The following is a 19,966-nucleotide window of genomic DNA, read 5'->3' on the forward strand; positions in this document are numbered from 1 at the left end:
AAATGCTAAAAGTTTCGGTCATTGGATTGGGTAAATTAGGAGCACCTATGGCGGCGGTTTATGCCAGCAAGGGGTTCGACGTTATTGGCGTGGATAAAAATCCAGCTTTTGTGGATGCCATCAACCACGGTAGGGCGCCTGTTGAGGAGGATAGACTGCAAGACTTTATTGATCAAAGCAAGGGAAGATTGTCGGCAACCCTCGACACTGCTGAGGCCGTTAAAAACACCGATATTACTTTTGTCATTGTTCCCACACCCAGCGGACCTGATGGCAGTTTTACCAATAAATATGTCCTTGAATCCTTAAAAGAAATTGGCGCTGGCATCAAAGGTAAAGAAGGATATCACCTAGTCGTCATTACCAGTACGGTGATGCCTGGCTCTACCGATGGTGAAATTCGCCAAACATTAGAGAAATACGCTGGCCGGCCCGTAGGCGAAACTTTGGGATTATGTTACAGCCCAGAATTCATTGCCCTTGGCACCGTGATTCGCGATATGCTGAACCCAGATTTTTTTCTGATTGGGGAAAGTGATAAGAAGGCGGGTGACCTGCTGGTTTCCATTTACAGTCAAGCTTGTGACAATCAGCCGCGCATGGAACGCATGAATTTTGTGAATGCTGAATTGACAAAAATTTCTGTGAATACGTTTGTGACGACCAAAATCTCCTACGCCAACATGCTGTCGGACCTTTGTGATTATTTGCCGGGTGCTGATGTGGACGTGGTCACGCAAGCCATTGGGTGCGACAGTCGTATTGGTCATAAATATCTGAAAGGGGCGGTGGCCTATGGTGGCCCTTGTTTTCCACGGGATAACGTGGCTTTCTCGCGTTTGGCCGAAATCATTGGAGCCAATGCTGATCTGGCTGTGGCAACCGATACCATCAATCGCCATCAAAAAGATCGGGTGTTGGCCATTATTGATCAACTGGATTATCAACCCAAAACGATTGGAATTTTAGGGTTATCTTATAAGCCCGGTACATCTGTCATTGAAGAATCACAGGGTGTTGGTCTTGCGGCCAGTTTAAAGAAACAAGGGTTCAATGTGGTCGTATTTGACCCCATGGCTATGGCCCCTGCTAAGGCCGTTCTGGGTGAACACGCCCGATATGCGGCTTCGGCAGCAGAATGTGTATCAGAAAGCGATGCCATAGTGATCATGACAGCATGGCCGGAATTTGCCGAACTTACCGCCTCTTTATTTGACGAGAAACCTGCCGGTTTTGCGGTTATTGATTGTTGGCGTATTCTAAAACCTGAAACGTTGCCGGCTAAAACAGCCAGTATCCACCTTGGACGTGGGGTGCTCGCTCAACTGGCAACGGCTAAAGAACGTCATGTCGCAGCTAGCTAGTTCCCCTTTAAAAATTACCCCCGTCATTTTGTGCGGGGGTTCTGGTACGCGTCTTTGGCCTTTATCACGCAGTCTGTATCCGAAACAGTTTTATCCATTGGTGGGGGAGGGCAGTCTTTTCCTGCAGACCTTAATGCGTGCTAATAATGCTGCGATTTACGACTTGCCTATTGTTGTTGCCAGTCAACATCACCAGTTCCTTGTTGAAAAAGAAATGAAGGCCGCAGGGTTAATTGGTCAGCTGATTTTGGAACCCTGCGCCCGTAATACAACGCCTGCCATCACCTTGGCTGCTTTGGCGGCCATGCAGAAAAATCCAGATGCTGTCCTATTAATCATGCCGTCTGATCATTTGATTGAGCCGATTGCTGATTTCAATGATTTTGTTCAAAAGTCCTTGCCCTCAGCTTTAAAGGGGGAACTGGTTACCTTTGGTGTGACGCCAACCCGCCCTGAAACGGGTTATGGTTATATTCAACGCAGTCAGGATGACACCGACTTTGCAAAAAAAGTTCTTCGGTTTGTGGAAAAGCCAACCCTAGAAAAGGCTGAGGTTTACCTTCAGTCGGGTGATTTCTTGTGGAACAGTGGTCTTTTTCTATTTCAGGCTAAGGCCTTCTTAGAAGCTGTCAAAACTTATCAGCCCCTTATATTGGATTCGTGTGCGGCTGCGTTTGATGTCAAAACAGGGATTATGGACACACAAGTTTTTGAAAAATCACCGTCCGTTTCGATTGATTACGGAATTATGGAACAGGCCAGTAATGTCAGAGTCGCCCCCCTTACGGTTAACTGGAATGATCTTGGTAGCTGGCAAGCTTTGTGGGAAGTCGACAACCGCGATAAGGATGGCAACACCATCCTGGGCGATGTGGTCACCCATAATGTTAGTCAGTCTTATATTCGGTCCGAAGGGCGCCTGGTAACGGTTGTGGGGTTGGAAGGGGTCATTGTTGTGGAATCGCAGGATGCGATACTTGTGGCCTCTCAGGCAGCCTCTCAAGACGTTAAACATATCGTGGATACGTTGAAACTTTCAGAGCGTCCCCACACCCGATCCCATTCTGCCGAGGAAAGGCCATGGGGATCATTCAAAAGCGTTGATAAAGGCGAACGGTTCCAAGTAAAGCATATTACGGTTAAGCCTGGACAGAAACTATCTTTGCAGATGCATCACCACAGGGCTGAACATTGGATCGTTGTCAGTGGCACAGCCAAAGTGACTCGTGGCGAAGAAGAATTGATGGTCTTTGAAAATCAATCGATTTACATACCCTGTGGTACCAAACACCGCCTTGAAAACCCTGGAAAGATTCCTCTAGAGCTTATAGAAGTTCAATCAGGCCCCTATTTGGGGGAAGATGATATCGTCCGTTTTGGCGATGACTACGGCAGGTTCTAATTAAAGCCGCTGCATAATTTCGGACTGACTATGATCAAAACGAGAACGACCATAAGCAGAATCACTGCCGCCATAAAACGCGCTTCAAAGCTTAGACCTTCTCTGGGTTGTGGATTATTGTTCACCTTAAATCTCCATAAAACTGTTACGCAGCTTGGCTGTGAACTTCATCGTTTATGGGAACAAACGATTTGTGAGGCCGCAAGCCTTCTAGCTTTTCAAAATGGCGAATACTCCAAAAGCAGGCAAACATTAATGGCAAACCAATAACACATACACCGCTGTGACCAATCCATTCTGTTAAATATACAAGACCAAAAGCAGTGACAACATACATAAAAGAACGAGCCAGGGCATAACCAATCGTTGTTGTAGTAAACCTCCTGTCCACATTAAATCTTTTGATAAAAATTGGAGAAGCAACTGCCACTCCTGAGAGAGAAAAAGGAAAAAGTATTGCTTGAAACAAAAACACCTGACGACCGGAATTCAAATACATGGCAAAAATAGGTAAAGAGACAACTATTAAAAGAAGAACTATAGCTTGAAACTTTAATATTTTTATAGGGTTAAAAATTTTTACCAAATAAATTAAAGGAAAAACAACGAGACAATCAATAATTGATAAAAGGAAATTGTGAGAAATTATATCCGGTGAACTATAACCAAAAGATTTTAATATTGGGGAAAAATATATGTAATATAAATAAAAACAGAAAGGATTGCTACACTCTAAAAAGAAATAGGCCGCAAAATCTTTTTTATTAGGGCGTGTCATCAATTGAATAAGTCATAGATTTCTGTTTTAATTGAGAAAAATTTTACGAGGTTTTTTTCGGTGAGACGCTACGCATTACGGGATGATCAATGGGATCGCATTAAGGGTATGCTACCTGGAAGGGAAGGATATGTTGGTGCAACAGCAAAAGACAATCGCCTATTTATAGAAGCCGTTCTATATCGATATCGAGCTGGAATTCCGTGGCGTGATTTACCGGAACGTTTTGGGGATTTTAGAGTTATTCATCTACGCCATTCGAGGTGGAGCCAATCAGGTGTGTGGAAGAAAATTTTTGAGCTATTAAGCCAAGATGCTGACAATGAATACGCTATGATTGATTCAAGTATAGTGCGTGCTCATCAGCACAGTGCTGGTGCTAAAAAAAAGAATTCTCAGCTGACCAAGCGATTGGACGAAGCAAAGGAGGATTAAGCACCAAAATTCATGCCACCTGTGATGCGTTGGGAAATCCAACAGGGTTTTATTTAACAGCCGGACAAGATCACGATTTAGAAGGTGCCGATGCCTTAATAGATAACCTTACGCAAGCTGGTGCCGTCTTAGCTGACAAGGCTTATGACGCAGACGAACGTATGAGAAAAAAACTTGAAGAGAAAGGATGTGAGGCGGTCATTCCCCCAAAAAAGAATAGGATCAACCCTTGTTCGTATGATAAAGACCTCTACAAGGCCCGGCACCTCATCGAAAACTTCTTCGCCAAACTTAAACAATACAGAGCCATAGCCACTCGATATGATAAAACAGCTCGAAACTTCCTGGGAGCCATACATTTGGTTGCTGCGGCTATTTGGCTTAATTGATGACACGCCCTAGTTTTTGATTTATAGAGTCGACTTTCCACTTCTTTGAAAAGAATTTCTTTGTTTTTTTTGCTCACATGCTTTTTTTCAATTTCTATCTTTTTTTTCCGTTTCATATCAACAAACTCTGGTGTTTCTCTCAATCTTGTTCTGGCTATGGAACCTATCACAGCAATGCCTGCACCGGCCCAAAAACCCGTACGCCAACTTATTCCTGTACTGTTAACAAGAGAAGATAAACCAAGGGCTGTCATCGCACCACAAGAAGAGGCTAATGTGATAAGAAGGACCGCAGAATATTGTTCTGGGGGCTTGGTAATCTCGGTGATATAAATTTTTGCGCCCATAACCTCACCCATAGACGACAGGCCTTGAATAATACGGCAAACCGTTACGATCAAAGCAGCGGTAATCCCAATTTGTTCATAGGTTGGCAAATTAGCCATGATAACGCAACTTAAGGACATCATCATGGTTGTCAAAATAACGGTGGTTTTGCGACCTATATTATCTCCTATCCATCCAAATAAAATTGCACCGAATGGTCTCAAAATATACGTTGAACAAAAAGCAAACGCAGCAATCAAAGCGGCTGTGTGGGGATCGGTTTTGGGGAAGAAGATATCATTGAGCAAGACAGCCATATGAACATACAGCATTAGGTCAAAATACTCGAGAAAGGTGCCAATCTGTAAAAGACCAACGGCTTCCTTTTGTTCGCGGCTTAAACTTCCAAGGATACTCATAAGTTACTCCTCTGTTCAGTACTACCTGCTATTAGCTATGCTTATAAACGACTTTCCCTGACATTGAAACCCTATATACCAAATTCAAACCATTTCCCCATTTCTACCCGTCATGGCGAGCCCCTTTAGGGGCGTGGCCATCCAGGAAAATACATGGATCACCACGGAGCAATAGCTCCTCGTGATGATGAGAGGAATGCCGAAAAATGATTTGAATTGGGTATGGTTTTTTAAAACTTACGATATAAATTGGCGTCCCCGGCGGGATTCGAACCCACGGCCTCAAGATTAGGAATCTTGCGCTCTATCCGGCTGAGCTACGGGAACTAACAAACTTTACGTACCTACATATTCTCTAAATTACCGAAGCGTGTCAACTTACCATCAAAGAATAATTTCACGGTACCGATAGGGCCGTGACGTTGCTTGGCGATAATGACTTCGGCTTTGTTGTAAACTCCATCCATACGTTTTTGCCATTCCAAATGCTTCTCGGTTCCCTCTGGTGGTTGCTTGCGGCTTTCATAATACTCCTCGCGATAGACAAACATGACCACATCAGCGTCTTGCTCAATAGACCCTGATTCACGCAAATCAGACAGCTGGGGACGTTTGTCATCGCGCTGCTCAACGGCACGGGAAAGCTGTGATAAGGCCAGTACGGGCACATTTAATTCTTTGGCAATACCCTTTAAAGAACGGGTAATTTCAGAAATTTCTTGAACACGGTTGTCACCACTTCGTTTATTGCTGCTTTCCAATAATTGCAAATAGTCGATGACGATCAGCCCGATATTGTGTTGGCGTTTAAGGCGTCTGGCTCGATTGCGTAAAGCCATAATGCTAAGCCCTGCCGTGTCGTCAATAAACAAAGGGGTGTTATGAATCGATCGGCTAATTTCAACAAATTTTGGGAAATCTTCGCTGCGTATTTCACCGCGGCGGATTTTATCAGAAGACACTTTCGATTCGCTGGATAAAATACGGGTGGCTAGTTGTTCGGCAGACATTTCTAACGAGAAGAAGGCAACGGGCGTTCCGTCCTGGTTGTTTTGGGCAAAACAAAGGGCTGCATTAAAAGCAATGTTGGTGGCAAGGGCTGTTTTTCCCATAGAAGGTCGTCCCGCCAAAATCAACAAGTCAGAAGGGTGCAATCCACCCAACCATTTATCAAGATCAATGAAGCCTGTGGTGACACCCACGATATGACTGTCGCGCTTGTAAGCAATTTCGGCTGTTTCAATGGCTTGTGTTAAGGCCTCTCGAAAGCTGATGGCATTTCCACCTGCTTGACCTGTTGTTGCTAGGTCATAAAGTTTCTTCTCCGCCGATTCAATATGCTGGACAGCGGTGGCTTCCATGTCAAAATTGCGCACCTCTTGTACGGTTTCATGGCTTAGGTTGATCAGTTGGCGCCTTAAATATAAATCATAAATCAGGCGACCATAATCAGCCGCACTGATGATGGACACAACCGAGTTTGCTAAATCAATTAAATAGCTGGCTCCTCCAACCGTGGCCAAATGTTCATTTTGGTGAAAAATATCTTTTAAGGTGATGGGGTCGGCAATTTGCCCTCGATCGATCAGGCGTTGAATGGATTCGTAAATCTGTCCATGAACGGCGTGGGAAAAATGGTCGGGGCGCAAGAAATCACTGACATGTTCCAAGGAATTATTGTTCAACAATAAAGCACCCAACAAAGCCTGTTCGGCCTCGACGTTATGCAAAATCGTTTCAGCGATGGGGGCCAGCTGAGTTTGTTGAGGAACCAGTGATAAGACAGTTGATGTCATGAAGGGGCTATTCCTTTTTCCATAGCTTCTACGCGCATGCGACGATATTCTTCCACGGGCAACAATTTTCCATCCGGGACATACTGTGTGTACAAAATACCCCGAATGTGGTCAATTTCATGTTGCATAACGCGCGCCAAGAAACCATGAGCAACGCCTTCAATTTTGGTGCCCTCTTTTGAATAAGCCGCATATTTTATTGTTTTATAACGGGCCACAGGACCAGCCACATCAGCTACCGAAAAACACCCTTCATAGTCGATGTGTTTATCATCCCCAACAGGTTCATAACTGGGGTTCAACCAAAGGGTCTTTGGCATCGTATCGCTGATGTCGGGGCGCCATTTTTTTAAATCTGGATCATCGCTAAGGGCGAAAACAATTGCCTGCTTAGAGAACCCAATTTGAGGGGCGGCCAGCCCAGAACAGTTTTCCTCTGCGTCGTACTTCGCTTCTAAGATTTTGATTATTGCTAAATCTTCTTTTGTCAGAGGAAAGGTAAAGGCCTTGGCAGGGGTTTCCAAAACCTCTTTGTTTGGACAATTCGGATCGTTAATCACGACATAAGGGGGCAGCTTAACGGACATATGTTTTAACCACTAACCGTAAAAATTTCATAACCATTGGACGTGACGGCCAGGCTATGTTCGAATTGGGCCGATAAAGACTTATCCTTGGTTACGGCCGTCCATCCGTCTTCCAAAACCTTCACACCGGGTTTGCCGGCATTAATCATGGGTTCAATCGTGAAAAACATCCCCTCTTGCAATTCCAACCCTGTACCTGGTTTGCCATAGTGCAACACAGTGGGTGTCATATGAAACGTTTTTCCAACACCATGCCCGCAAAAATCGCGTACGATGGAGAAGCCCTGACGCTCAGCAAAGCTTTGAATCGCATGGCCCACATCACCTAACGTGGCGCCCGGCTTCACAACTTCAATGCCGCGCATCATGGCCTCATAAGTCACATTGATCAGTTTTTCGGCCCGGACCCCAATCTTACCAATAGCGAACATGCGGCTGGTATCGCCATGCCATCCATCCACAATCGTGGTGACGTCAATGTTAATAATATCCCCCTCGATGAGCTTTTTATCCCCTGGAATACCATGGCAAACCACGTGATTTACAGAGGTGCAAATCGATTTGGGGAATCCCTGATAGCCAAGGGGGGCAGGGATAGCGCCGTGCTTCAGAATAAAATCGTGACACAGCGTATTCAATTCATTGGTCGTGACGCCTGCCTTGACAAAGGGGGTGATATAGTCAAGCATCTGCGATGCCAATCGTCCGGCCTTTCGCATGCCCTCAAAGTCTTGATTTGTGTGAATCAGGACCTGCTCAACCTCCTCCTCTTCGTGGTGGTGGCCGTGCTGGCAATGTTCTGTGTGTTGATGGTGGTAGGGATTAATCATAATGCTTTTTTACAGGGAGAAACTATTAGCTCAAGTTATACCATTTTCAGATCATTTTGCGAGTTTTTCTCGTTATATTGTCTATATAGGTATCAATTTCTTTTCCGCAATAAAAAACCCACTTCTCAATTTGAAAAGTGGGTTAAAGATTTTAAAAAAATGAAAAGAGAATTTAGCGAGAATAAAACTCGATAACCAAATTTGGTTCCATTTGAACGGGGTAGGGGACATCAGCAAACTTAGGTCCGCGAATGAACTTGCCCTTCATAGACTTGTGGTCAACATCCATATAGTCTGGAACGTCCCGTTCACCCAATTGGGCTGCGGCCAAAACATTCACGTTTTCTTTCATCTCGCCCAGAATGCTTAACTCGTCGCCGTCCTTCAAACGATAAGAAGGGATGTCAACGCGTTTACCATTAACGGCAATGTGTCCGTGGTTGACCATTTGACGCGCAGCGAATACCGTCGCTACGAATTTCATACGGTAAACAACGGCGTCCAGACGACGTTCTAGAAGGTCAATCATATTTTCTGATGTATCGCCACGGCGACGAACGGCCTCTTGATAAAGGCGACGGAAATGCTTTTCGCTTATGTTTCCATAGTAGCCTTTTAGTTTTTGTTTGGCTCTAAGCTGGATACCATAGTCGGAAGGCTTTGATCGTTGTTGACCATGCTGACCTGGTCCGTAATTACGATTGTTGAAAGGGCTTTTTGCTCGGCCCCAAAGGTTTACGCCCAGACGGCGATCAATTTTGTGTTTTGCTTCAACGCGTTTTGTCATTTATCTTAGCCTGTAAGTCATCAAATAAACTTTTAATAATTAACGTTCATTCTCCACATTTACCAAGCTTTGTCAAATCAATTTTGCGCTTTAACGACAAGCGTGTTATGGTCCTGACATCGTTAAAACAGCTTTACAGTAATATGGATATTTCTAGCTTGCCAAATGCCCGGCCAGGATGGCTGCGTCGTCAGTATGACTGGGTCTTGGCCTCTGCCGACACGCCGCAGGCTGTCTGGCTGTTATGCGTGTTTTCTTTTGCGGAAAGCTCGGTTTTTCCCTTGCCGCCTGATTTGTTGTTGATTCCGATGATTCTGGCTCATCCCAGCCAAGCTTGGCGGTTGGCGAGTTTGTGTACCATCACTTCAGTTCTTGGTGGATTCTTAGGGTATGCCATTGGATATTATTTATATGCCAGTTTGGGCGAATGGGTTATTAACACCTATAATCTATCATCCGCCTTTGAGAAATTTCAGCAAGGTTTTGCCGAATGGGGTTTTTGGATTATTGTATTAAAGGGCCTAACACCCATTCCCTATAAGTTGGTAACCATCGCCAGCGGGGTGGCGCACTTTGATTTAAAAACATTTTTTGCAGCCTCCATCATTGCCCGTGGATTTCGCTTTTATCTTTTGTCAGGCTTGTTATGGTGGATGGGGCCTTGGGCCCGTCACTGGATTGAAAAATATCTTGGGTTGTTCTTGGTCTTAAGCCTTGGCATAATTGCCCTAGGGTTCGTTGCATTTAAGTATTTGGGCTGATGGGTTGTAAGCTTTTTTCTCAACAAAAGATCGTAAATAGGGTCGTTCTTTTGTTCGTTGGCCTGTCGCTGGCGGTCGCGGTGGGGGCAGAATTTCTTTATCACATCAAACCATGCAGCTTGTGCGTTTACCTGCGTTACATCTATTGGGGTGTTTTGTCGATAAGTCTTGCGCTGGTTGCGTTTCCTCAAAAGTGTTTGCTGAGAGTTCTGCAATTTTTAGCGATTATTTCGGCCTTGGGGCTTAGTTCTTTCCATGCGGGTGTGGAACAGAAATGGTGGCAACCGCCTGCGTTTTGCCAAAACTCCTCCGCCAATGTTGGTGTTGATAATCCGGCGTTAACCCCGCAGGAAAAAATTGCGCGTATTCGTCAAAATATTCAAAAATCCACCCTTGTTCGGTGTGATCAAATTAGTTGGCGTATTTTGGGTGTATCCGCAACAATTTGGAATACGCTGGCTCTAGCAGGGCTTGTGGTTTATTTGTTGATTGCGTTTGGGGTGCAACGGCGATGCAAAACAAAACCTTAGAACGTATTTTAAGAGTTGATCATGCGGGTGAATATGGGGCCGTTCGTATTTACGCTGGCCAACTGGCTGTTTTAAAAAACAATCCGCACATTCAGCATATGGCCCGGCAAGAGGCTGATCATTTGAAAAAATTCAATCAATTACTGGTTGAACACAAAGTAAGACCCACGGTGTTTCAGCCTGTGTGGCATGTAGCTGCTTATGCTTTAGGGGCCGTGACGGCTCTTATGGGTGAGAAAGCGGCCCATGCGTGCACCATCGCCGTCGAGACGGTCATTGATGACCACTATCAGAATCAATTGGACCAGCTGCAGGGCAGAGAAGACTGCCAAGATATTCAGCAAGTGATTCACCATTGTCATCAAGAGGAACTGGAGCATCGCCAAATGGCTATCGAACAAGGGGGCGAAGGGGCAGCAGGCTTTCAAACTTTAACAACTGCTGTAAAAGCTATCTCAAAAGCTGCAATTTGGTTATCATCACGGGTTTAAATATTTTGTTGAATAATTAAAATATGTGTAATATATAAAAAATTATTAATATGTTTCTTTTGAGTTTTTTATGAGTTACTTATTTCTGCTTAGAATGTTCGTAGGATTTCTGTCTTGTTGTACATGGGCAAGTGGGTCGTTTGGTGTTGAAGAAATTAAGGATTACGACCCTGCTGTGGGTCGTTTGGAACATATGTCTCTTAGAACAGGACTTTTTTTGTTCGACTTATCTCATAAATTTCAGAACGAAAGATTTTCGAGGGCAATTCTATCCTATCTTCCCCTCTTCCTGCCAGAAGAATACACTATTCCTTGCATTTCTAATCTTGAAACGGAAGATTTAAGAGCCTTTAGAAGGTTGTTCGAGCCTAGGCATCAAGACATCTCCGTTGAAAAAACATGGTACAGATATAATATTGCTTTTAAATCTCCAAGAGTCCCCAAAGATATTTTATCGACTGATATCCCAAGATTACGGGATTATGTGAGGGGTTTTAGTCCTGATCAATGGACGAACGCGGATTCAATACCTTGGTACGATTCCAAAGGGGCCTGTTATAAATCCTATTTAATGACACCACCTGAGAGAGCTTCTATTAAAGGCGGAATCGTTTGGCTTCATGGCAGTAGTGGGCCCGAGCCCTCTACAATTTCCAAATGTCGCCATTTCGTGGAGAAGGGTTATGTGGTTTTGTTACCTAACCTGTTCCCTTCCTTTGGTGTCACTTCTACGGCTACTGACCAACTGAAAATTCCCTTGGAAAATTCTATTTTGGCAGCATATCGGGCTTTGCATTTGTTAAAAAGCTCCCCATATTTAGGGGGTAAACCTATCGCTTTGATGGGGGAATCATTACTGATTTGTGTGCAAGACATTTTTATCAAATTCACATATCACCTGGGGTTACATTCGACAGATTTATCGTTATTGATGGTTTCCCTTTGTTTTCTGGACCGGTTGACTATGCAAACAGCTCCATCCTCATGCTACATGGTCGTTTGGACAGATGGACAGAACTTAAAAACACCCAACAGCATTTTCAAAAGTATATGAAGCCAGCACAATCAAAGCTAATAACCTTTGATTGTGCTCACGGTGTGCTTGATGATAAAAGTTTTGGTAGTTTGGTTCCCACCTTTAATCGATGTTCACTAGAAGACAAGGGAAATGAGGGGTTCTTACCTTTAATGCTTAAGGAAAAAACAGTCTATCTTTATCAAGGCAACTGGAGCTTAGGGAAGTTTTTTCCTTGGAGCCGTGTTCCAAGTTTTATAAGAAAATATTTTAATGTCATGGACATTAAAGCAGGCGAAAACATTCCTTGGAGGCATTTCGAACAATTCCTTACGCAGTATTCTGAAATTCGTTATCTATGGCCTAAAGCCCACCATCCCTCTATTAAGGATAAGGCCTTAAAAGAGATAGAAAGTTTTTTAGAACAAGGAAGAGTTACCGTTTGAATAATACCTTTGCCGTTTTGATTTTTTATGGCTAATCTCTGTAAATCTAACAATCAATAGTGCAGTTATTGCCCTTGAACACTAACCAAGTCATCACCTTTGGTTGCCGCCTGAATACTTACGAGTCAGAGGCGATCAAAGATTTATCCCACCAGGCTGGCCTGTCGGGGGCGATTTTGATTAACACGTGTGCCGTCACGGCCGAGGCGGAGCGCCAGGCGCGTCAAACTATTCGAAAACTTCGCCGAGAAAATCCCGATGCCAAAATCATTGTGACGGGGTGTGGGGCGCAGATGAACCCAAAGCAATATGCCGACATGCCAGAGGTGACAAGTGTGATCGGCAATCAAGAAAAGATGCAGCTGGAAACCTATCAAAAGCTGGTCAACCCTGATCAACATGCCCGGGTGTTGGTCAATGACATTATGTCGGTTCGAGAGACGGCCAGCCACTTGGTGTCGGGTTTTGAAGGCAAGGCGCGCGCTTTTGTGCAGGTTCAAAATGGCTGCGATCACCGGTGCACGTTTTGTACCATTCCTTTTGGGCGTGGCAATTCACGCAGCGTGCCTTTGGGCGAGATTGTGGACCAGGTGCGCCTTTTGGTGGAAAGTGGATATCAAGAGATTGTTTTTACCGGGGTGGATATCACAGCCTATGGTGGTGACTTGCCCGGAACACCGACATTGGGGCAGGCGATTCGCCGATTATTGGCCCTGGTGCCCGACTTGAAACGGCTTCGGCTATCCTCCCTTGATCCTGTTGAAATTGATGAAGATTTATGGCGGCTGATTGGTGAAGAACCGCGCCTAATGCCGCACCTTCACCTAAGCCTGCAGGCAGGTGATGACTTGATTTTAAAAAGAATGAAACGTCGGCATTTACGCCAAGATGCGATTGGTTTTTGTAAAAGGGCCCGGGACCTTAGGCCTGACGTGGCATTTGGTGCCGATCTGATTGCGGGTTTTCCAACTGAGACGGACGAGATGTTCGAGAACAGCTTGCGTATTGTGGATGAATGCGACCTTAGCTTTTTGCATGTTTTCCCCTATTCCCCGCGCCCTGGAACGCCGGCCAGCCGGATGCCCCAGGTCCCAAAATCCCTGATCAAGCTGCGCGCTGCTATGCTGCGGCAAAAGGGTGACGATGCATTGCAAAAGTTATTTGACCATTGGGTTGGTAAAACGGCCGTTGTTTTGGTGGAATCGGTGGATCAAAAACAGGGTTCTATGATCGGAAAGACGGATCATTTTATCCCGGTTCGTATAAAATCGTCCGATGCTTTTGAACAGGTGTGTCTTGATGTAAAGCTAACTCATGGTGATAAGAAAAACATGGAAGGTATTCAGATAAATACTTTATAGAAAAAGAAAATAGACTTTCCATGTTCTATTGAGAGCACAGAAAAATATTGATCCCAATTTGGGATCATGATATAGTTTAACCAGATTAAAAGGTTGTAAAGGCCAACAAAAGCGTGAGGGTTATTTCTAAAAGGACCCTTAAGCAATTTTGGGAAGCACATTCAAATTTTCAAGACGCGAAAGTTTGGTTACAACAATGGTATGCAGACGTTGAAGCTAGCGAATGGAAATCCCAAGAAGATGTCAAAAGGAGATACCGTTCAGCAAGCTTCTTGGCCGACAACCAAATTATCTTTAACGTGTGTGGCAATCGGTATCGTCTGATTGTCAAAATTAACTATGAATATGGGATTATTTACATACGCTTTATTGGAACTCATGCAGAGTACGACCAAGTGAATGCAAAAACGATTTAAGAAGGGAAAGTGAGATCATGGAAATTCGAGCAGTACGCACGGAAGAAGACTATGAATGGGCATTGGCAGAAATTGATCAGTTAATGGATGCAGTTTTTGGGACCCCTGAAGGAGACCGACTTGACGTTCTAGCAACACTTGTTGACGCTTATGAGCAAAAACACTTCCCCATAGAGGATCCTGATCCCGTAGAAGCTATAAAATTTAGAATGGAAGAGGAGGGGTTAACGCCAAAAGACCTTGTCCCTTACATTGGACAAAGAAGCCATGTTTATGAAGTCTTGAATAGAAAACGGGCTCTTTCAATGCGCATGGCCCAAAAACTGCATCACAACCTTAAAATACCCGCTAGAATCTTTTTGCAAGAGACCGCTTAACATGGCGGATTAATCTCCCGATCAAACGCTCAGTCATCGATTGACTTCAGTTGATTTTTCTCGTTAAGTGACAAAACAACTTAAAGGTAATGGTTAAGGGACAGTGAAATCAGAAAAGACCCCTTGGTGGCAACGACTTAAGCAAGGTTTAAAAAAAACATCGGAACAGTTGGGGGGGCAGCTGCGCCAACTGGTCACCGCCCGAAAGCTGGATCAACAGACCCTTGATCAGTTGGAAGATTTGCTGATCCAGGCTGATATGAGCGTGCCGATTGCCCAACAACTTCGGCAATCTTTGGCCAAGCAGCGCCTTGATCAGGACGTCACCGACGACGAGGTGAAAGCCATTTTAGCGGCCGATATTGAACAGATTCTAATTCCCTCGGCTGTGCCCCTTGTTATGGAGAAAACCGGCACCTTACAAGTTGTCTTGATGGTAGGGGTGAATGGCAGCGGCAAAACAACCACCATCAGCAAACTAACCAAACAATGGCAAGCTCGAGGCCTAAGCGTCTCTTGGGCGGCCTGTGATACGTTTCGAGCAGCCGCTGTGGAACAATTAAAGGTGTGGGGACAACGGCTGAACGTTCCTGTCTATGCCAACGAAACCGGGGCAGATGCAGCTGGGTTAGCGTTCGAGGCGATAACACAGGCGAAAGATGCTGGCAAAGATATCTTGTGCATTGATACCGCTGGGCGGCTTCAAAATAAAGAAGGCCTGATGAATGAATTAAAAAAAATCATTCGGGTGATTCAAAAAATTGACCCACAGGCCCCGCACCATACCCTTTTGGTTTTGGACGCCACCACGGGACAAAATGCGTATCAACAGGTCACTATTTTTCAGGAAGTGGCTGGTATAACTGGATTAATCATGACAAAATTGGATGGCACGGCTCGGGGCGGCGTTTTGGTCGGTTTGGCCAAAAGATTTGGCTTGCCCATACATGCAATTGGTGTGGGTGAGACGGCAGACGACTTGCAACCTTTTGTAGCGTCTGATTTTGCCCACAGTTTGTTAGGTTTAGAAAGATAAGAAGGAAAAGTCCTTAATGCAGAATGCGTATCAAATTACCAAAACCAAACAGTTTACGGATGCAACGTTGGCCGTAGACTACATCGATTTTCTTTATCAGGAAAGTTGCGAGCGGATCAAAGCTGCGTTTCAGGGCTTGTTGAATGGAAAAACCGATGAAGCGGCTATGCAAGAAGCCACTTACCCTTTCGTTGGTATTAAGGTTACCCATCAGGATTTACACGTCGATGCCGGATTAAGTTTTGGTGTGGTGTCTGACCCTGGATACTATGGCAGCACGATCACCAGGCCTGATATTTTCAGAAATTACTATGTAGAACAGCTTCATCTGTTGATCACCCGTCATAAGGTGCCTGTTATTGTGGGGTCCAGCAATGTATCAATTCCCTTATCCTTTGTAATTGACCATGTGCCGATTAATTTAGAGACTGACCAACTGAAACAACTGCAGGAAGGCTTTGTTTTACCCAATTTAAGTCGCATTGATGACAGAACGCCAAACGGCGAAAATGCGCTTTTGGACTTACCCGTAAGACCTATGGCGTTGTTCACTGCTGAACGTGTCGATTTTTCACTGCACCGTTTGCAACACTACACAGCAACTCTGCCATCTCATTTTCAAAGTTTTACGTTGTTGACCAACTATCAACGTTATATTGAGGCATTTATTGCCTATAGTCGTGAGCAGCTTAAAGCTGAACCCCATAATTACACTCATTTAATCGGCCCTGGTAATACGGTATTGGCCACGTCAGAAGAACCTGATTTAAAAGCTGAACCTATCCCTTATTTGCCCCAAATGCCCGCCTATCATCTGGTGCGAAAAGACGGGCAGGGGATCACGTTCATTAATATTGGCGTCGGTCCCAGCAATGCGAAAACCATTACAGATCATTTGGCTGTATTGCGTCCGGATTGTTGGTTGATGGTGGGACATTGTGCGGGGTTGCGATCAACCCAAATGTTGGGCGATTATGTTTTGGCACATGCTTATGTGCGGGAAGACCACGTGCTGGATCAGGACTTGCCCACATGGATTCCGTTGCCGCCTATTGCCGAGGTGCAAGTGGCTTTGCAACAAGCTGTTGCCAATATTACGGACGAGACGGGTATTGATCTTAAGGCCCGGATGCGCACAGGAACCTTGGTGACGACCGACAATAGAAATTGGGAATTACAGTCCAGAGAGTTATCAGAACGATTCCGTCAAAGCCGCGCGATTGCGGTTGATATGGAATCAGCAACTGTGGCGGCTAATGGATTTCGTTTTCGGGTCCCTTATGGCACGTTGCTATGTGTTTCGGATAAACCAATTCACGGGGAAATTAAGCTGCAGGGCATGGCCAATTCCTTTTATCAGAAAAGCGTTAGCCAGCATCTGAAAATCGGTTTAGAGGCTGTTCGTTTGCTGCGAGAGGCTGGCGTTGAGCAATTGCATTCGCGCAAATTAAGAGGCTTCAGCGAGCCGCCGTTTCGGTAAACGCTAAGGAATTCTGAATGCTTTGTTTTGCTAGGGTCTCCACCAAGTCACAGTCAAGAGGTTTTGCCCATTTTTTCACTTTTTCATCTGACTTGACCGATATTTTTTCTCGTAATATTTCTTGGGCCTGTTCAATATAATCTTTGCTGTATTTGAGAAGCCTGTAAAAAAACATGCTATTTTTCTGGCCGTTGAGTAATCGCTTTTAAGACACCTGCGTTGCTTTTTATGCGTCTCATAAAAGAGCCAATTGCTGTCTGAATCTTACTCAGTTCTTTGGATTAGCTCCCATCTTTTAAGATGGATTACAACATTTATCCCTTGCAGAATCATACAGCCCCTTTCATATAATTTAAATTAATTTTTAATTAATAATTTGTTTGTATCATTAGCTGTATACCCATCTACCAATCATCCATCTTATAAGAGGTTGTTGTGAAGAAAGTTTGTTACGTTTTGTGCTTGGCTGGAATGTTCTGTAATGCTCAAGCTGCGATTTTAATGCCTGGGTTTTTCGAAACCTTAAGCGGTTGCTGGTCAACCATTAAAAGTGATATCACTTGCCAACTCTCCGCCAGATTGCACACTATGGCCATGCAAAACTCCGCAGATTTTGAACAAACCGTCCCCTTAGGGCGGACTTCAGGTCATCTCAGTACCCAACCCGCAATAAATAAAATTCCCTACATCCCAAACGACGTGGTTTTCCAAGATAATTTTGAAGAGGAAGAGTCGTCAGAATCAAAGAAAAGAAAAAAAAACTTTCTTATTTTTAAGACACCAAAACCTGTCGAAGTTTCCTCCCCCAGTGCTGAGTCAAAAACAAAAGAAAAGAAATCAATTGTAACTCCAACAACGCCCATCAAGTTAAAGACAAAAAAGAAAAAACTTGCAGTTACTTTTCAAGAACCGATAGATGAAACAGAACCTACGGCATCAGACGTTAGTGCAACATTAACCTTCGACAAAAAACCCATTAAGTTAAAAGCCAGAAAGAAAAAACCTGCGGTTACTTTTCAAGAACCTAAGGATGAAACGCAATTCGTGACGCCATATGTTCCTGCAAGATTATCATTAGAAGAGCGTGAAAAATATTCCTGGTTTGTAGAGCGGCCTTATATCATTGAGAATAATAGAAATAATAATTTTTCTCTTGGTATAGCTCGTTTACTGTATGGTAAGTTAGAAAATGACTGCAGAATGAAAAGGGCCGAAATATGCGAAACAATGAAACGGACCTTTTATACACCAAGTTGTAACCCAGAAAACGGAATCCCCCTTCGCACCCATCGTATATGGATTACGTCTAAAGAATTCCCTACTGAAGCCTCTAAGGAACGATTGGCCATATACCTTAAAAGTCTTACAAAACTTAAATCCAAAGCCTGGGATCATCATTTCTGGTGTATGAAAAAAGATGGCATTCCAGAAACCATCAAAGCTTTGCAAAGTTCGGAAATTCCCATAACCATTCATGAAGTAGAAGAACTAGTTCCGAACATGAAGGTTAAGTACTTATTTGATGCCTATTATGATGACAAGCAATTTTGCCTTGCCAGCGATATCCTAAGGCAAGAAATTGTTTATACATATGGTGGACTTTACTCAGACTTAGGGACAGATTTTTTGACTGATTTAGAACCCTTTTTGAACACCTATGATTATATCTTTTGGTATAATGGTATATTTTTGGATCAAACATTTTTCGGTTTTAAAAAACACGACCCGATTGCCAAAAATTTTCTAGATAATTTAGGCAATCTGCATGCAATGCCGGATACGGTCAAGAGTCTAGCTAATGAGCAGGATTGGAAAGCCCAAATTTGGGGGTCCGGCGCCCATTATATGGCGCTGTTTGACGCTTTTAGTGCGCCCACAGACAGATTGCTTTTGGTTCCAGAGCATCCCAAGAGTTTAATTCAAATTAACCACGCAAGAACATGGTGGTACGATAGTCAAGAAAGATGTGGCAACAAACCTCTTTATGAATCAACTTTAAATATTATGGAATTAAAACCAACGGTGTAAAAAGGCTCATGGTTCTGTCAATGGATAATTCTCCAACAGGTCTGAGTCTTCCGAGATCACGGGCGATAAAGATGCCTCTGACGTAACGGGCAATGTCAAAGCCTGATGACCGTCATAGACCTTTAAGGCCTGCGAATTACCTGTAGTTAGGAAAAGATTGGGTTGACGATTTATTTGATAAACTTCACCCGGCGATAAAAGACGTGTTTCTAAGATGGTTCCTTTGGCATCCGTAAGTTGAATCCAGGTTTGATCCAACACGTAAAAGGTAACTAAAGATTCGTTTAAAATATCAAGGTTAAATTCCACACGACCCAGATCAGAAAGAATAGGTGTTGTGGGTAGAGGTTTCTGATCGCCTTTAAAAAAATCCCATCGAAAAGCTATAAAAACCAGAATCAAACTGAATGTTAAAATTAACGAGGCCCTCATAATCCCTGCCGGAAAAGTCGTCTTGCCCGGTTTTGAGTGAAAAGGACTCAAAGTCGATTGAGAATCAGAGGTGCAAATTTGATTCAAGATCTGCTTTGTAATGTCTGGGTCAATTTCTAAAAATTTGCAGTAAGATCGAACGAAGCCTGTCGTATAAATCATTCCTGGCAATTTATTAAAATCCCTGGCTTCAATAGATTCAATAAAAAGCTTCCGAATTTTAAGAACCTGGCATACTTCTTCAATAGAAAGGCCCCGTTTCTCGCGGGTTTGTTTTAATAAAAAACCAAGAGAAGTCGTCTCGACAGGATCGCAAACAACTGGTTTGGTTTTTTTAGAAGATTCACCAGGATCTAAAACCACGAGAACGTCCTTTTACAAATGGATTATCTTTGAGAAAATAGCACTTCTCACAACAATGGGCAAAATATATGAATTGATAAACTAGTTGCTTTTGCCGTTTTTGTCATTGCTGCATG

Annotated in this window: 21 protein-coding genes, 1 tRNA gene and 1 pseudogene; 14 read left to right on the forward strand and 9 right to left on the reverse strand. The window is 43.9% G+C overall.

Annotated features, from left to right (window positions below):
• Positions 1–2: 2 nt before the first annotated feature.
• Complete coding sequence (locus tag EQU50_RS00515) at positions 3–1,364, forward strand: UDP-glucose dehydrogenase family protein (protein ID WP_130153215.1); 1,362 nt, start codon at positions 3–5, stop codon at positions 1,362–1,364.
• Positions 1,348–2,766, forward strand: coding sequence for a mannose-1-phosphate guanylyltransferase/mannose-6-phosphate isomerase (locus tag EQU50_RS00520; RefSeq protein ID WP_130153216.1), 1,419 nt, complete (start codon positions 1,348–1,350; stop codon positions 2,764–2,766). Before EQU50_RS00515 ends, EQU50_RS00520 begins: the two co-directional genes overlap by 17 nt.
• A 145-nt stretch (positions 2,767–2,911) precedes the next feature.
• Here EQU50_RS00520 and EQU50_RS00525 read toward each other — a convergent pair whose 3' ends face one another.
• A complete protein-coding gene (locus EQU50_RS00525; RefSeq protein WP_130153217.1) occupies positions 2,912–3,547 on the reverse strand; it encodes an MFS transporter in 636 nt (211 codons plus the stop codon).
• 57 nt (positions 3,548–3,604) lie between these two features.
• Here EQU50_RS00525 and EQU50_RS00530 point away from each other — a divergent pair.
• Positions 3,605–4,368, forward strand: a protein-coding gene (locus EQU50_RS00530) for an IS5 family transposase (protein ID WP_130153196.1) whose coding sequence is annotated in 2 segments (ribosomal slippage) — positions 3,605–3,937 and positions 3,940–4,368 — 762 coding nt in all. Because the reading frame shifts where the segments join, the coding sequence is not laid out codon by codon here.
• A 56-nt stretch (positions 4,369–4,424) separates the two neighbouring features.
• Here EQU50_RS00530 and EQU50_RS08475 read toward each other — a convergent pair.
• The 6 genes and pseudogenes from EQU50_RS08475 to rpsD all read right to left on the reverse strand — a co-directional run.
• Positions 4,425–5,114, reverse strand: a pseudogene (locus tag EQU50_RS08475) (MFS transporter); the annotation flags it as partial.
• A 250-nt stretch (positions 5,115–5,364) separates the two neighbouring features.
• Positions 5,365–5,441: transfer RNA gene (locus EQU50_RS00540), tRNA-Arg, on the reverse strand.
• A 17-nt stretch (positions 5,442–5,458) separates the two neighbouring features.
• Complete coding sequence (locus tag EQU50_RS00545; protein ID WP_130153218.1) at positions 5,459–6,910, reverse strand: replicative DNA helicase; 1,452 nt, start codon at positions 6,908–6,910, stop codon at positions 5,459–5,461.
• Positions 6,907–7,497: a peptide deformylase gene (locus EQU50_RS00550; protein ID WP_130153219.1), complete on the reverse strand. Its 591-nt coding sequence runs from the start codon at positions 7,495–7,497 to the stop codon at positions 6,907–6,909. The genes EQU50_RS00545 and EQU50_RS00550 overlap by 4 nt, the downstream gene beginning before the upstream one ends.
• 5 nt (positions 7,498–7,502) lie before the next feature.
• Positions 7,503–8,327: a type I methionyl aminopeptidase gene (map, locus tag EQU50_RS00555; protein WP_130153220.1), complete on the reverse strand. Its 825-nt coding sequence runs from the start codon at positions 8,325–8,327 to the stop codon at positions 7,503–7,505.
• A gap of 172 nt (positions 8,328–8,499) precedes the next feature.
• Positions 8,500–9,114 carry a 30S ribosomal protein S4 gene (gene rpsD, locus EQU50_RS00560; RefSeq protein WP_130153221.1) on the reverse strand — a complete coding sequence of 205 codons (615 nt, stop codon included), beginning with the start codon at positions 9,112–9,114 and terminating at the stop codon, positions 8,500–8,502.
• Positions 9,115–9,221: 107 nt separating this feature from the next.
• On the opposite strand from rpsD, the gene EQU50_RS00565 reads away from it, so the two are divergent.
• The 10 genes from EQU50_RS00565 (at position 9,222) to EQU50_RS00610 (ending at position 17,027) form a co-directional block, all read left to right on the forward strand.
• Positions 9,222–9,875 carry a YqaA family protein gene (locus tag EQU50_RS00565; RefSeq protein WP_242508797.1) on the forward strand — a complete coding sequence of 218 codons (654 nt, stop codon included), beginning with the start codon at positions 9,222–9,224 and terminating at the stop codon, positions 9,873–9,875.
• Between the two features lie 50 nt (positions 9,876–9,925).
• Positions 9,926–10,405: a disulfide bond formation protein B gene (locus EQU50_RS00570; protein WP_165380272.1), complete on the forward strand. Its 480-nt coding sequence runs from the start codon at positions 9,926–9,928 to the stop codon at positions 10,403–10,405.
• A complete protein-coding gene (locus EQU50_RS00575; protein ID WP_130153223.1) occupies positions 10,387–10,896 on the forward strand; it encodes a demethoxyubiquinone hydroxylase family protein in 510 nt (169 codons plus the stop codon). Before EQU50_RS00570 ends, EQU50_RS00575 begins: the two co-directional genes overlap by 19 nt.
• A 70-nt stretch (positions 10,897–10,966) precedes the next feature.
• Positions 10,967–11,950 (forward strand): dienelactone hydrolase family protein, encoded by a 984-nt coding sequence (locus EQU50_RS00580; protein WP_130153224.1) that lies wholly within the window; start codon positions 10,967–10,969, stop codon positions 11,948–11,950.
• 44 nt (positions 11,951–11,994) lie between these two features.
• Positions 11,995–12,357 (forward strand): hypothetical protein, encoded by a 363-nt coding sequence (locus EQU50_RS00585; RefSeq protein WP_130153225.1) that lies wholly within the window; start codon positions 11,995–11,997, stop codon positions 12,355–12,357.
• A gap of 59 nt (positions 12,358–12,416) precedes the next feature.
• A complete protein-coding gene (gene mtaB / locus EQU50_RS00590; protein WP_207216268.1) occupies positions 12,417–13,718 on the forward strand; it encodes a tRNA (N(6)-L-threonylcarbamoyladenosine(37)-C(2))-methylthiotransferase MtaB in 1,302 nt (433 codons plus the stop codon).
• Between the two features lie 113 nt (positions 13,719–13,831).
• A complete protein-coding gene (locus tag EQU50_RS00595) occupies positions 13,832–14,134 on the forward strand; it encodes a type II toxin-antitoxin system HigB family toxin (RefSeq protein ID WP_130153226.1) in 303 nt (100 codons plus the stop codon).
• 17 nt (positions 14,135–14,151) lie between these two features.
• Positions 14,152–14,511 (forward strand): helix-turn-helix domain-containing protein, encoded by a 360-nt coding sequence (locus EQU50_RS00600; protein WP_130153227.1) that lies wholly within the window; start codon positions 14,152–14,154, stop codon positions 14,509–14,511.
• A 103-nt stretch (positions 14,512–14,614) separates the two neighbouring features.
• Positions 14,615–15,547, forward strand: coding sequence for a signal recognition particle-docking protein FtsY (gene ftsY / locus EQU50_RS00605; RefSeq protein ID WP_130153228.1), 933 nt, complete (start codon positions 14,615–14,617; stop codon positions 15,545–15,547).
• Between the two features lie 16 nt (positions 15,548–15,563).
• Complete coding sequence (locus EQU50_RS00610; protein ID WP_130153229.1) at positions 15,564–17,027, forward strand: AMP nucleosidase; 1,464 nt, start codon at positions 15,564–15,566, stop codon at positions 17,025–17,027.
• Here the strand turns inward: EQU50_RS00610 and EQU50_RS00615 are convergent.
• Positions 17,005–17,202, reverse strand: a complete 198-nt coding sequence (locus EQU50_RS00615) for a hypothetical protein (protein ID WP_130153230.1) — start codon at positions 17,200–17,202, stop codon at positions 17,005–17,007. The genes EQU50_RS00610 and EQU50_RS00615 overlap by 23 nt on opposite strands.
• A gap of 260 nt (positions 17,203–17,462) precedes the next feature.
• Here EQU50_RS00615 and EQU50_RS00620 point away from each other — a divergent pair, with 260 nt between their 5' ends.
• Entirely contained in the window at positions 17,463–19,055 is a 1,593-nt protein-coding gene (locus tag EQU50_RS00620; RefSeq protein ID WP_130153231.1) for a glycosyltransferase family 32 protein, read from the forward strand.
• Positions 19,056–19,061: 6 nt separating this feature from the next.
• On the opposite strand, the gene EQU50_RS00625 is transcribed toward EQU50_RS00620, so the two are convergent.
• Positions 19,062–19,850 (reverse strand): helix-turn-helix domain-containing protein, encoded by a 789-nt coding sequence (locus EQU50_RS00625; protein ID WP_130153232.1) that lies wholly within the window; start codon positions 19,848–19,850, stop codon positions 19,062–19,064.
• Positions 19,851–19,966: the final 116 nt, after the last annotated feature.

Origin of the sequence: Candidatus Finniella inopinata, assembly GCF_004210305.1 — a bacterium.
GTDB lineage: Bacteria > Pseudomonadota > Alphaproteobacteria > Paracaedibacterales > CAIULA01 > Finniella > Finniella inopinata_A.